The 14,375-nt window shown below is 34.1% G+C and carries 11 protein-coding genes and 1 riboswitch; of the genes, 3 read left to right on the top strand and 8 right to left on the bottom strand.

Features of this window, described 5'->3' with window-relative positions; all coding sequences use genetic code 11:
• Positions 1–66: 66 nt before the first annotated feature.
• The 4 genes from AC3WTA_RS23140 to AC3WTA_RS23125 form a co-directional block, all read right to left on the bottom strand.
• Positions 67–1,335: a helix-turn-helix domain-containing protein gene (locus tag AC3WTA_RS23140; RefSeq protein ID WP_340984420.1), complete on the bottom strand. Its 1,269-nt coding sequence runs from the start codon at positions 1,333–1,335 to the stop codon at positions 67–69.
• Positions 1,336–1,957: 622 nt separating this feature from the next.
• Positions 1,958–3,814 carry an alpha/beta fold hydrolase gene (locus AC3WTA_RS23135; RefSeq protein WP_001261104.1) on the bottom strand — a complete coding sequence of 619 codons (1,857 nt, stop codon included), beginning with the start codon at positions 3,812–3,814 and terminating at the stop codon, positions 1,958–1,960.
• 57 nt (positions 3,815–3,871) lie between these two features.
• Positions 3,872–4,438 carry a TetR/AcrR family transcriptional regulator gene (locus AC3WTA_RS23130; protein WP_001072319.1) on the bottom strand — a complete coding sequence of 189 codons (567 nt, stop codon included), beginning with the start codon at positions 4,436–4,438 and terminating at the stop codon, positions 3,872–3,874.
• Between the two features lie 334 nt (positions 4,439–4,772).
• Positions 4,773–5,537, bottom strand: coding sequence for an SDR family oxidoreductase (locus tag AC3WTA_RS23125; protein WP_117616473.1), 765 nt, complete (start codon positions 5,535–5,537; stop codon positions 4,773–4,775).
• A 320-nt stretch (positions 5,538–5,857) separates the two neighbouring features.
• Here AC3WTA_RS23125 and AC3WTA_RS23120 point away from each other — a divergent pair, with 320 nt between their 5' ends.
• On the top strand, positions 5,858–6,298 hold the full coding sequence (locus tag AC3WTA_RS23120; protein ID WP_001181720.1) for an Lrp/AsnC family transcriptional regulator: 441 nt from the start codon (positions 5,858–5,860) through the stop codon (positions 6,296–6,298).
• Positions 6,299–6,433: 135 nt separating this feature from the next.
• Here AC3WTA_RS23120 and AC3WTA_RS23115 read toward each other — a convergent pair whose 3' ends face one another.
• Together AC3WTA_RS23115 and AC3WTA_RS23110 are read right to left on the bottom strand one after the other, a co-directional pair.
• Positions 6,434–7,639, bottom strand: a complete 1,206-nt coding sequence (locus AC3WTA_RS23115; RefSeq protein WP_000501373.1) for a M20 family metallopeptidase — start codon at positions 7,637–7,639, stop codon at positions 6,434–6,436.
• A gap of 88 nt (positions 7,640–7,727) precedes the next feature.
• Positions 7,728–7,829, bottom strand: a riboswitch (SAM riboswitch).
• A gap of 75 nt (positions 7,830–7,904) precedes the next feature.
• On the bottom strand, positions 7,905–10,214 hold the full coding sequence (locus AC3WTA_RS23110) for an AAA domain-containing protein (RefSeq protein ID WP_340984424.1): 2,310 nt from the start codon (positions 10,212–10,214) through the stop codon (positions 7,905–7,907).
• A 111-nt stretch (positions 10,215–10,325) separates the two neighbouring features.
• Here AC3WTA_RS23110 and AC3WTA_RS23105 point away from each other — a divergent pair, with 111 nt between their 5' ends.
• Positions 10,326–10,718, top strand: coding sequence for a VOC family protein (locus tag AC3WTA_RS23105; protein WP_001145279.1), 393 nt, complete (start codon positions 10,326–10,328; stop codon positions 10,716–10,718).
• Positions 10,719–10,787: 69 nt separating this feature from the next.
• The gene (locus AC3WTA_RS23100; protein ID WP_001098756.1) at positions 10,788–11,144 is read left to right on the top strand and encodes a hypothetical protein; all 357 of its coding nucleotides are present in this window, start codon (positions 10,788–10,790) and stop codon (positions 11,142–11,144) included.
• A gap of 594 nt (positions 11,145–11,738) precedes the next feature.
• Here the strand turns inward: AC3WTA_RS23100 and AC3WTA_RS23095 are convergent.
• Positions 11,739–13,661 carry a M56 family metallopeptidase gene (locus tag AC3WTA_RS23095; RefSeq protein ID WP_000570335.1) on the bottom strand — a complete coding sequence of 641 codons (1,923 nt, stop codon included), beginning with the start codon at positions 13,659–13,661 and terminating at the stop codon, positions 11,739–11,741.
• Positions 13,661–14,062 carry a BlaI/MecI/CopY family transcriptional regulator gene (locus tag AC3WTA_RS23090; protein ID WP_000661426.1) on the bottom strand — a complete coding sequence of 134 codons (402 nt, stop codon included), beginning with the start codon at positions 14,060–14,062 and terminating at the stop codon, positions 13,661–13,663. Before AC3WTA_RS23090 ends, AC3WTA_RS23095 begins: the two co-directional genes overlap by 1 nt.
• Positions 14,063–14,375: the final 313 nt, after the last annotated feature.

Here is a 14,375-nt window from a genome sequence, read left to right as displayed (position 1 = left end):
ATATTGCGGATATCATTACCAAGATCCTTGATTAATCTCCCTCTATCTATGTATTTTTAGTTTGTTTTAATTCGTCGAATTTTCAATTGATATTTTTAGATATTTTGCTGACATTTTATAAGCGCGATTATCAAAAAAATAGTCTCCTAGTTCATGAGCCAGTTCACTTACTAAAGGATATTGTTTCTTTTCTAAACCAATTTCAATTGCTTTTTGCATCTGTTTTTCATATCCATAATCATCTCCTCTTAATTTAGATATCTGCCCCTTCAATCCATATAGTTGAACATTAGCGTAAGGTACATCAAAAATTGATAATAAATCAAACGCTTCATCCATAAATTTATTAACAGTTTTCCAATCTTTAAATTCTAAATGAATCTCTATTAAGCTTCGTAATGCGTATACCTTTTGATGTTTTTGTTCGAGAAACTCACTTAATTGCAAACATTCTTCATAGTACTTAATAGCATTAGTATAGTCTTTTAAACCTTGATAAATTTTCCCATAATTATACGAGATTATAGGCGAATACATAGAATCTCCTTTATCTTCCAACCTACTTTCTGCCTGCTGTAAGCATTCAAGAGCCCTGTCATATAATCCATCTAAATCATACAGTATTGCGAGCATTAACAAAGTATCTATTACTTTATTCTTTATATTAAATCTCAAAAATATTTTGTAAGCTTTCTGCGCATACAAACGACTAATGCTTTTATCTTTATACAGCGCTTTATTTACAAGACACAGATTATAATATACACTGGCGTGTTGAGTAGTTTCTTCTAGATCAAGTAAACTCTCTATCTTCACGTAGATTTCATGTGCAGCCATATAATCTTGTTTATTATAAAAATAATAACCTCGAGCCATTAAATAATATATATAATCTTCAGTATACTGGAGGTCTATTTGATTTGGAATAACTTGCACAGCCTGATTTACAATTGCTTCTACATATACTAAGTTATTATTTCGGGAATGATAGTATATTAAAACACCATAAGCCTTTAATAATAAAAGAATAGAGTCTATATCACGAACATACAGTTCTAAAGAAGATAAATCTTTTTCACTTATAATTTTATCATTTTTATACTTATTACATATTCCAAGGAGCATAGGTTCTATATCCTCATAATCTGCATCTACAAGAAAATTGTAATCAACATCTAACTTTTCAGCGACCTTTTCTAAAAAGGAAGCTGAAGGTTTGATTTGTCCATTTTCAATTCTGCTTAAATACGTTATAGAACATATCCCAGATACTAATTCTCCTTGCGTAAATTCTTTATGTATACGGATTTGTCGAATACGTTCACCAATATTCATATTTCCACTCCTTTCTTCGAATAACCTGGTTTGATTATTTTAGGGCAATATAATAAGAATAACGCCTATATTATCTATCATAGTATGTGTATAGTTTTATGTTCAGAGAGGGAAATGTTATTAATACTTATTTGGATGCCCGATTTACTAATACCGGATTTTCCACCTTCTACTTATATTACTACATTATACCAATTTACTCGTACTTACGCCTAACAAAATTTATCTTTTATACCTTCAGATCTTTAAAATAAAAGTCTTCTGTCTAAAAACGATAAAATAATTAAAGAACCTTATATGTTGCAGAAACTATCTCAAATCACGAAACATGTAAAACAATACAGAAAAAACTATAAAAAATTCACAATTTTTTAATTAAATTTTACTAATTGTTATTAACGGGGTACAGTCCCATCGCTATCAACCTAATAAAACAAAATACCCCCTAAAATTAAAAAATGAGCTGACTTCTCAAAATAAATAACTATAGAGAAAGAAAATTTTCATTTAGGGGGTACTTCAAAACCTTAGCTTGATAGTGATGGGGCGGGCCCCCACACAGTACGATTTTATTTCAAAGACACAACGATCTTACTACAAACTTTTTATTTATCTCACACTCTCATCCGATAGTATTACTATTTTTTATTACTAATGTTGCCGTTTCACTCGGATGGCTAAGAGGAAAATGATGGCCATATGGAACAAAATCAACCTTACCAAGATGCGATGGAGCAGAATAACCTCTGTCATAATCCCCCCAAATAATGTGAAGATTATACTTTGTTACTTCATTGAAATCACCTTGATCGTTTTTCAGTAGTAAACTATTAAGCTGAACCGTAGTATTTAAAATTCTAGGAGAAGTAAAACTGTTACTTATTTTTTCGATATAATGTTCAGGGATGCTCTCCATACTTTCAAACAAACCATTACTTAATAAATAACGCTCTATCAAATTAGTAGTTGCCAATTTTAATGTCCATTTGTTCATAAATTGAGGAACATTTAGCGATTTAGCATTTTTTTTAGCAACAGGTGGCTGAAGTAAAGTGATTGAATACTTCTTATCTATGTACTCTTGTACCAATGCTTCCAGAAGAATAAACGCACCGAATGAATGGCCAATTAGATGTGCACCATTAGTAGCTTTCTCCAATAACTTTTTCACTACATTCAAATAGACATCTAGAAGATTTTTCTCTCGTTTAAAAGGAGAACGTCCCAAACCTGGAAGATCCAAGATCCATACAGGTTGACCAGTTTTTTCATGAAGCTCTTGTGCTAAAGGAAATAAATCCTCTCCATCACTCAATAAACCATGTAATAAAATAAACGGTTTACCCTCTCCTTGTAATTGGTAAAGGGTATTGTTATCACATAATGTTCGTTTAAATAAATGATTATGCTGGCCATTTTGATACATCATTCGATAATCCAGATCAGCTACTACGGCAGGGAAAAATTTCATTACACTCGTCTTCTTAAACCAATCTCCTCCCATAATTTTTTTCGCTGAAACATTTGAAAATTTTCGTTTTGTAATAAAATTCAGTCCATCAGAAGGAATTTTTGTTATTTTACTTACCCCACTATTCATAATTGCTTTCATAAGTGGCATTGGGACAGAGATTTTTGGTGCCCTCATATTCATACTTTCCGACATAATACTTAATAATTCAGCAATGTTCTGATCGTGCTGTTTGTCTTCAACAAGTGTATATGTTTGAATAGTCGGTTGTTCCAATCTGAAAACCTGCACAATAAACTTCGCAAGCTCATCGTTTGAAATAAGTGGTAACCTATATCCCTTACCTCCAGGAATCACTGGCATGAGCCCTCTTCGCATACTCATCACAAGCAAACCTAATCCTGCTATCTGCTCTGTACTCCCAGTTTTACTACTACCGACTACAGTTGGCGGATTAATTACAGAAAGCGGATAACCTACTGCTGATGCCTGGTGACGGATATAAAGATCTGCTAAAAATTTTGTTCTCTCATATGGATTTTTCATTTTCAAATAATTGTTTCCTTCTTTAAACACATCAATTGTAATCTTGCTATTTTTATCATCAAAGGGACTCATATAACCTACAACATGAATAAATTGTTGCAAGCCCTTCAATTGATGAATGCTTTTAGCTAATTCACTAATATGTTTGGCGCCATTTAAAAATACGGAAGCTGCCTCTTTACTTGTCGCTTGAATATCCATAGGGCCTCCTGCGTGAATAATCACATCCGTTTTCAATACCCTCTCCTTATCTTCAGCACTTAGACCTAAATCTATTTTCGTCAAATCACCTTCAATAAAGTGCATAACTGCCTTTTTTAAGATGCCTCTTTCTTGAAAAATGCGTATTGCTTTACTTTTCGACCTCACTAAAAGAAGAATTTTAACATCCTCTTTGGCTAATTCTTTCACTAATTGCTTTCCAATAAAGCCTGTTCCACCAATTAAAAATACTGTTCTCATATAAGATCTCCTTTTAGTACTATTCAGTACTAATTTGATGTAAAAAAAATGCTTCTTTTATCGAAGCAATTTAAAAAAATGATCTGCTGTTTTCGTGATTACAGTTGCATCCTTCAATGTTTCTGAAATAAATAACGCTCCTTCAAGATTTGTAATAAAAAGGGATGCAACCTCATCAATATTAATCGTATTTCTGAATTCTCCATTCTCTACCCCTTGTTTAAGTAATAGAGAAACTTTCTTTTGTAATCCTGTAAAAAAAAGACCTATTTTTTCTTTTATTTGCGTGGCCTGTTTAGGACTTTGAATATAAAGAGTAATAAATGGACAGCTCCCCTTATACTCTCTCGACTGAACTCCTTGTGATAATTGCTTTAAAAACAGTTGGATACGATCTTCCACTAAAAATTGGTTCTGAGAAAGTACGTCATCAATTGCAGATTGATACATTTCAATCCAATAATCAACGACCCCTTCTAATAATACTTCCTTATTAGAAAAGTGATAATACACATTAGATTTTGAAACTTTGCTTACACGCACTAATTCATCCATACTTGTATAAGCAAACCCTTTTTCTAAAAATAATGTTGCAGCTACTTCAATCACACGTTTTTGATTCATTAATTTTAACTTTGTCATAACTAGAACTATATAGTACTAATTTAAATATTGCAAGTATTTATATTAATTTAGAAAAAAGTTTGATTAAAAAAGTTCCACTAACATTGATTTTACTGCAAAAAAATCTTATTTTGAATAAAGTTGAACTTAACCCCGAAATTGTTAATTCACTATCGTCTAATAGGGGTCCCATATATACCCATCAACTTAAGAAAAAGAAATGCCCCCAAAACGAAAAAATGAGCGGCTTCTCAAAATAGCTATCTGTAGAGAAAGAAAATTTTAATTTAGGGGGATATGAAAATATTAGCTTGATGGGTATGAAGTAGTGCCCCTATAAACAAAACCCACCAGAAACATCTAAAATTTGCCCCGTTACCCAGCGGCTATCAGAAGAAGCAAGGAATGCTACTACATCTGCAATATCTTCAACTTGCCCTATTCGTCCGAACACAGATGAATTCGTAGCAAAATTTCGTATTTCCGGATTATCTAGCAATTTCGCATTTATATCTGTCTTCGTATATCCAGGCATAATTGTATTCACTGTTATACCTCTTTCTCCAAGATGTTTAGCTAGAGGAAGTGTCATCGTATTTAGTGCCCCTTTACTTAAACCATATGCAATGGACCCTGCAAAACCAAGTCTTACTTCAGCTGATGAAATGTTAATAACTCGCCCCTCCGCTCGTAATAACGGTAATGTTTGCTGAATTAAGAAGAACGGTGCTTTAATATTTACAGACATAATTTCATCAAAAACTTCTTCTGTCGTATTTTCAATTGTTCCTTGTGTACCTATCCCTGCATTGTTTACTAAAATATCAATCTCTGATGTACCAACTCTTATTTGTAATTCATTCTTCAATTGTTCTACTATCTTTTTGATACCATCAATTGAATTGAAATCCGCTTCAATTAAGAATGCCTTTCCTCCATTAGATTCAATCTCACTAATTGTTTCATCTGCAGCTGCTTTATTTCGGCCATAGTGAATTGCAACTAATGCACCGTCGTTTGCCAATCTCATCGCAATCGCACGACCAATACCGCGACTCGCCCCTGTTACTAACGCTACTTTCCCATCAAGATTCTTCATTTTTTCCACCCTTTCTAAATTTCCGTTTAATAAAGTGAAACTTTAATCAGTGGGGGTTTTCTTCATCCCCCACTGATTATCAGCCCTCACCAATCGGGCTTTTACGGGCAGTTAATCTCTCACCTAACCACTTTGCTCCAGCTGAATTTTGAGGCGGGAGTTTTACTGCCCGTTAATGCGGGATAAATCCTATACTTATATTTTTAAGCAAATACTAATAATTTTAAATATAGATTTATAGGTAATTTAGTTCCTTCACTTATGATATTATAGTAATAATTTACGATTCACTTTAGAAAATAAAGAAAGGAGGCTACACAATGCAAAACACAGTAAAACTAGATGAAATCGATCATAAAATTATGAACTTGTTATATGAAAATGCGAGAATTTCTGTTTCAGAAATAGGACGTATTATATCCATGACGCAGCCTGCTGTAAAAGAACGCATTAACAAACTTGAAGATCAAGGCGTTATAGCTGCATACCGAACGAAATTTGAGCCTTCTAAAATTAATAAGAACATTCAAGCATTCATCATGTTTAAAACGAGTCAATGCTCTGATTTCATCCAATTTTGTAATGCCGCTCCCGAAGTAACTGATTTATATCGAATTAGCGGGGAGTTTAATTATATGATGAAGGTCATGAGCGATTCGATGGATTCTCTCGCTACATTTTTAGACTCCTTAATGCAATTTGGATTATCGTCTCCTTTAATTGTTTTAAAGAGTGAGTTTGAGGAGAAATTGTCGTTCTGATAAGAGGGTACTAAGATAAAGATACCGAGTGTATGTGGAAAAATTCTTATATAATATAAAAAGAACCAGCCATAGGCTGGTTCTTTTTTCATTCAATTTCCTACTAGAAAATCCAGAGATTCGTCTCCTTCTCACCTATCCCTGATTTCTCTGCGCCTCTCTAAACTCCTCCTTCACCTTCTCTAACAACCCTTCTACTGTAATTAATCGATACGCTGTATTTGCTAGTGCTTTTGCGGATGTAATTAATGCTTTATCTCCTAATTCTGAACGTGCTGCTTCTCTAAATTCATTCGTATGCGCAATTAAATCGTCTGGACCGATTTTAATGTACGGATGAATGGTCGGTACGACTTGGCTTACGTTTCCTGCGTCTGTTGAGCCGATGCCAAATCTTTCTTTCCGATTTACGTCTTCACCTTGTAATTCTAATTCTTCGGCTACGACGTCATTAAATGTTTTTGTTACGAGTAGTTCATCGATTTCATTTTGGAATTGATGAATTTTCACTTTCGTACCTGTTGCTAATGCTGCTCCTTGTGCGATATTTTTTACTTTTTCTGTTACTTCTGCACATCTTTTTCGCGTTGCTGCGCGGATGAAGAACCTTGCTGCGGCGTAGTCAGGAATAATGTTAGGTGCTTTTCCGCCTTCTGTAATAACGCCATGAATTTTCACATCTGACGGAAGTTGCTGGCGAAGTGCATTAATGCTGTTATACAGCTGAATAATCGCATCTAATGCGTTAATTCCTTCTTCCGGTGAAGCTGCGGCATGAGCTGTTTTTCCGTAAAAATGAAAATCAAGTGGATCGACTGCTAGTGAAGGGCTCGTTGGCGCTGTTTTTCCGCTCGGATGAATCATAAGTGCCGCATCAATATCTTTAAATAACCCCGCTTTTACATAACTCGCTTTCGCACTACCATTTGGTCCTCCTTCTTCAGCTGGAGTACCAAACACGACAACTTCCCCGCCAATTTCTTCAAGCGTTTCTGATAATGCAATCGCAGCCGCAACACTAATTGTGCCAATTAAATTGTGACCACATGCATGACCGAGTCCTGGTAAAGCGTCATACTCAGCTAAAAATGCGATAACTGGCCCTTGTTTTCCTGAACTTTTTCGCGCGATAAAACCTGTTTCATGTCCAGCTATATTGTGTTGTAACTGAAATCCTGCGCTTCCTAATAATAAACTCAACGTTCTTGATGCATAAAACTCTTGGTTACCAATCTCCGGATTCGCATGAATATCGTGACTTGTTTCTATGTACTTTTCCTTATTTCTTTCAATACTCTCTTCAATTGTTTTTCTTTGTGACGTTACTCCAGTCGCTCCCATTTTTCTTCCCCCTTATATTTTCACGTAAAAAAGCCTCTTTCTAAAAGATAGAAAGAGGCTTCTGTATATACAGTCAAAATGAGCTTCTTTCTTATCTTTCAAGTTACCTTGCTGGAATTGGCACAGTATTCATAAAGAATCCGCTGCCGAGGTGTCATAGGGCCAGTCCCTCAACCTCTCGTGATAAGAATTTTCATAAGATTATATTAAATTACATTCATTCTAAGTTCATTCCGATTAAAAGTCAAGGAATTCCTATCCGAATTTACCGAATATCTAAAAATCCTTTTAACACACCAATTGTTTCCGGTGCTTGTAATCTTGCACATACGTACGGAAATTCCATACTACCTTCAAACATCATTTGAGATGTGAGCGGTGCTCCTGCCCAAAAGATTTCATCATCGATTACGATAAACGGGAATGCTTTATTTTGTCTTTGTAACTTTACATTTTTTAACGGAACTGGTCCATCACTATACACTGTTATTTGCGCATTTGTGCGCATTAACGCTTGCCATACTCGTTTATCCACTTGCTTTGTACTTGGAAGCGAAATAATAATTTTTCGTTTTGCGGCTAAAATATCTTTCAATAACCCTTTCGGCTCTTCAAGATTCATTTCCATAAACCAGCGTAAACGTTTCGAAATTTTTCGTTCCCACAATTGTCTTGATGTCGTGCGATCATACACATCTCCGTGCCGTTCTATATGAGCTGTTAATTGTGATAACGCTTGTTTTCTCGAAAGGTTTTTACGCATATAATGGCAATCTGATAATTGAATGAACTTCCCTCTCGCTCTCGTTACGGCTACATTGACGAGGCGATGGTTTTTGTGATCAAAGAATAACACGCCAGGACGTTCTTGCGGATAACTATCCACTGTATCAAATATCATCATATCTCTTTCAGAACCTTGGAATTTATGAACTGTTGCCGCTAAAACTGGTATGTTTTGATATTTCGTTCTCTGCAACATTTCTCTAATACACGTTGATAAAAAGCGGGATTGTGCCCTGTAAGGTGTAACAACACCGATCGATTGAACACCATCTAACAGTCCGATTAACATCATTTGCATCGCTACTAAACCAGACATAATGTTAAATCGAGAACCAGAAGCAGCGTCTTTTAACGAAAAGGCTCCCATTAAACTCGTATCAAATAAAACACTTGCCTCATTTGCGAACGGTTGTAGCTGCGCAAGTTCTTTACGGTCTGAAACAGACGGATGATCATATACTCTATTTTTATAAATAAACGAATTTGTAAACTTCGATATATCCGCATGCATACGTCTTTGTTCCTGCAGCATAAATAGGTTCGGATGTGCTTCTGATTTATTGACAGAATCAACAATCCCAGCATGGTAAAACATATCTTCCCCAAGCCATTTTCGAACGAGTTCATGGTTCGCCATCGCAATTGGAGGTAACTGTAAAAAGTCTCCACAAACGACAATACGTTTTCCAAGTGAAGCAGCTAATGCAATTTGCGGAACATATGCCATACTCACTTCATCTACGACAACTAAATCAAATGTACGCTCATAAATAAGTGAATCAATGGCACATTTCGATAAAGTTGCGCCGATTACTTTCGCATTTTCAATGTATTCTTTTTCTACTTCTTTAATTTTCGCTTTTTGCTTTCGAAGATCACTTTCAATCTCTTGTATACGCTTCTTATCAGCAGAAGTCGCTTTATATGATAAAATCTTTTCACGAAGATCTTGTCGTGTTTCTTCTAAATAGAGTCTTTCTTCCCCCCATGATCCGTTCGTCGTTTCAACTAGCTTCGACGTAAGTAATGTTTCATGATTTCGTATATGTTCATGTTGACTATAACCGTAACGAACAATTTCGCCAGGTGTCCATTTCTTTTTCTTCTCAATTTGCTTCGTTACTTCGCTCATTAATACGTCTACTGCCGCATTACTATGAGCTAATACAAGTACCGATTTTCCTTTTTGATAATGAGCCGAAATAATACGTGATAAATTGTAAGACTTCCCTGTTCCAGGTGGTCCCCACACGTACGTTGTCGGATTGTAAAACGAACGATACGCCAATTCATTTTTCGGATTTTTCATCTTCTCAATATGTTTCGGACCGCTCGTCCCATCAACAAGACGCTTTATACGATTACGTTTTAACTTATCTTTATGTGCCTCTTTTAATCGCTCTTGTAGTTGCTCTAACAATTGCCACGGTTCACTGTATAAAACAGCTTCTCGTATTTCACCTTGTATATAATCATTTAATTTCAGTTCTATTTCTAATCCATGTACAGATAATACTTCTCCTGTCGCTTCCTCACCATCAAACTCAATTCGAATTGGTGAACCTTCAGGTAAGCTTACTTCCGAAATAAGCTGAAATACGTATACTGTACTTTCATAATCTGTATATAAAAAACGACCGTTCATAATAGAAATTTTACTACCACCTATCGTTTTCCAATGTTTAATTTCATACGCTAATGCATAATGCCACTCTTTCATCGTTGCCGATAATGAAGGAGTTTGAGTAGGTGTATTCATCGTATAATCTCCTTCCTTCTCCCCAAACATACTTTCTCACTATACCATATAACAAGCTAAAATTTGTAAGGTTTTTATCTTGCTTATTTTCTTAATTTTCAATAACATATTGTATATAATTTTCAGAAAGAAGGGATTTACATGCCAGTTAGAAGAATTGAACACGTCGGTCTTATGGTCGCAAACTTAGAAACATCTATTTCATTTTATGAAGAAGTAGTTGGCTTACAACTCATTAAACGTATGGGTCACCCGAATCCAGACTTAAAACTCGCTTTTTTAGGTGTGGAAGAATCGAAGGAAACGATACTCGAACTTATTGAAGGTTATAACTCTTCTCTTCCGGCAGAAGGAAAAGTACATCATATTTGTTTTAAAGTAGATTCATTAGAAGATGAAATTGAAAGAATACAGAAACACGGCGTAACCTTTCTATTAGGAGAAGAAATTGAAACATTACCAGATGGAACACGTTACATATTCTTCGCTGGTCCTGATGGAGAATGGATTGAGTTTTTTGAAACGGAGAGATAAAGTGAGACTTTAGTCAGCCTACAATTAGCGGGATAATAACTTTATTATCAACATAAGGAGTAGAAACTGATGAATACAGTTTTTATTATCGTTTTTTGGATACTTATACTCTTTCCAATCCTTTACGTAATCAAGATAAAGCATTGGAATTTAAAAGTAGCTGCCTTATTTGTTGGAAGAATTCTATTAAGTATTATCTTTTTCATAAATGGAATTGTGTTAGGACTGCAACGAAATTGGGCAGAGCCTCCCTATGAAACAGAATGGGATTTCTTTATAAATTCTTTATTACACGGTAAAACTGATGCACTTATACACTTATTACTTCTAATTATTATTGTCACATTCGACTTAATAATCTTATTTTATTATAGAAATAAAAAAATTAGGGTATTTCCCTATTTCTTTCATCTTGGCTCATATTAATGCGTGGGAAACAACATAATTGATTATATGCCAAAACAAAGACAAAAACGGACCTGTTATCAGGTCTTTTCTTGCTTTTTCTGTTACACTCCTTTAAAAACAACATAAGTCAAACAAAATTCGCCATACATGTTATAAAATTATATTTTCTTTCATATTTTGCAACATGTATAGACAGGTATAATAGAACTTTATCAATTTTATTGGATAAACATGGGCAGATAAATAAGCCACACTATTAAATTCGAATACGAATAATTATATTAAGTTTCAAAAAAGGAGATGAATTATTTTGAGGTCATATTTCCCAAAATGATTTTCAACCTCAAAGCAGAAAAGAGACTGCCGTAGAATTTCCCCTGCTTTTCCAGCTTAATTCCCTCCTGTTCTCCATATAATATATCTACCTTGATTCAATTTATGTTTTAAATTGTTATTTTTCATATAATCTTTCTCCACCTCGATCAAGCTAACAAAAGTACATTTCATCTTACTTTCTCATTATATAGACTATACCAATTTCTCTTCTCACTTAATGGTTTCGTTTATGTTAAAAAAATAGAGCCTCAGGGACGAAATCCTGAGACTCTATTTTTATTTTAAAAAGGACAGCATGATTTTCTCTGTTTCTTCTTTACTTAAATCACCTGCAAGAATTAAGACTTGATAAGCGCTATTCTTTCCTTTTGCAGGAACAATCATTTGCATTACTTTATAGGTTTCCTCTGTATCAAGACTTTCAACTAAGGTTATTTTTGTACCTTCTAATTCATAATTTGTTACCTTTTCATTATACTCCGCTCTTTTATTCGAGAATTCTTTTCCCTCATCAGTAACTGCAGATTGGTGCACAATATATACATTATCTTTACTTTGATTTTGATATTCATAAATAAAATCGGGATTCATTTTTCCAGTAGTCTTCGGTGTTGTAACACCTTCTCCAGTTAATTTAAACCCTTTTACCACATAACTTGGGGCATTAATTGGAAAATCAACATATTTCTGTGCTTCCTTTTTAGTTAATCTAAATTCCGAAGTAATTTTCTGTCTAAATGGTCCAATTTCTTCACTGTTTTTCTGATATTTTTTTTGTTCTTCTGAATCTAACTTTTCAGGACTTCCTACTAACTTTACTTTTTTACCCAAAGTATATGCTTCTGTTTCTAAATCAATAAATCGTTCAAATTCTTCTTTTGTAAACAGATTTCGTGCCAAACCAACTTCTTTAAGTAAAGTATTATACTCTCCCTCTGAAACAAAAAATTCTGCATCTGCCCGTTCTTTTGTACCAATCATTTTTTCTACAATTTTCTGTATAGGAATATCGGTTTGTGTTTTTAATTCTTTCATATTATTTTTCACTTCTATTTGTTGTTTCTCAGGGTTAGTCGGCTTATCAGCACGGGCATTTAGTAAGGATACAGATGATACTGCAATCACTGCCACAGCCCCTATCGCAGACCAACGATATGATTTTTTTTGGAATTTTTTAATCATTAGAATTCTCCTTTTTAACGCTCTCTTGTTTTTACTAAAATTTGCTATACTTGGTACTTGATAATAACTTGAGTAGTGTTCCAATAGACTAATAATAGTATGTCCATACGCAATTCGCTCCTCTGCATCTATACATGTAAGAGCTAATGCATCGCATGCTAGTTCTTGATCTTCCCGCATACATGAGTAGGCATACCATAGAATGGGATTAAACCAATTTAAAATTAGTAAGCCATGCATAAGCCAGTTCACACCAACATCTCTTCGCTTGATGTGAGCTAATTCATGATGAAAAATATATCGTAACTGTTGCTCATCTAATATTTTCATATGTACAGTTGACAATAGCAACTTGGGACGAATAAATCCAAACACTGTTGGACTGGAAACCTTTCCAGATACAAATAGAGGGATATTCCGTTGAATAGACATAGATTGCTTACACTTTTCAAAAAGCTGGACAATCTTCTCGTCTGTAATAACAGGTTGTTTTTTTATGTAAAGTAATAAACGCCTGTTCATTATAAAAGTAGCAACACTTAAAAAGATAACACCAGTAAGCCAAATGTATATACAAATTGTATAGAACGGAATTGGCTCACCATCTTGCTTTTCATTCATGCCTGTTTGTGTCTTATTTGTCTGAACAGTTTTTGTTGAACTTGAGGTATAAGTATCTTCTTTTGTGAGAACCTTTGTATCGTCTATACCTTTTAATTCTTGCGTACTCTCTTTTGTAAGAAACTTAGCTACAGGATTTCCCCTAGAAATGAATGCATCATCATTCTTGTAAGTAAGAACAGAATAGATACTATAGGAACTATCTGGCGACCAAGGTAATACAAGTCTTATAATTAATATGATCCATAGCATATATTGCCAACGTGGCGTTAACTTATTTCTAAACAAGACCTTGATACACAAGATTAGGCCCACTAATATACTAGCCATAATGGAAGTCTCAATCATCCAATCAAAAAAAGCAGGTAGATAGATATTTATAAATTTTTCTATCACTATAATCTATCCTTCCTCTGATTTTCCTCAGTTTTCTCATCCAGAATACGTTTAAGTTCGTTAATATCTTCTGAAGACAGCTTTTCTTCTTTTAAGAAATTTACAAGTAAAGGTTTAAATGCTGCACCATAGAAACGTTTAAGCAAAGATTTTGTTTCTACTTGTAAATAACTATCTTGCGAAACCAAAGGATAATAAGCGTACATACGCCCTTTATCTTGATGGTAAGCAACTGCTTCTTTGTGAACTAATCGATTAATTAGTGTTCGAATCGTTTTGGGTTTCCAATCCATTTTCTTCTCTAACTCTTCAATCACTTCATTTGCGGTTTGTGGAGATTTTGACCACAGTACTTTCATTACTTCTAACTCAGCTTCTGAAATTTTAGGTAATTCTTTCATTAGTTTAAATTACACCTCCATTGGATTACATTTGTAATCCGTAACTGAATATTACACTTGTAATCTTGCATTGTCAATCTTATTTTATATTTTGAAATCCTTTCCTATGCCCATCAACATAAGGACGAAAAAAATTAACATAAGTATAGAACTTCATGTCCTCCTAATGAGACAAAAAAGTAGATGCTTCATAAATATTTTTTGTTACTAATATAAAATTGAATTTTAATTTCACACTTAATTATTATATTCCATTTTTAAAAATTATCCATTTTCTTGTCTATATATCGAGACAAGAAAATGGGTACTAAAT

The sequence above is a fragment of the Bacillus sp. EB106-07-01-XG149 genome, assembly GCF_058791555.1.
Note: the sequence above shows the minus strand (reverse complement) of the source record. Positions and strands in the feature narration are given on the sequence as shown.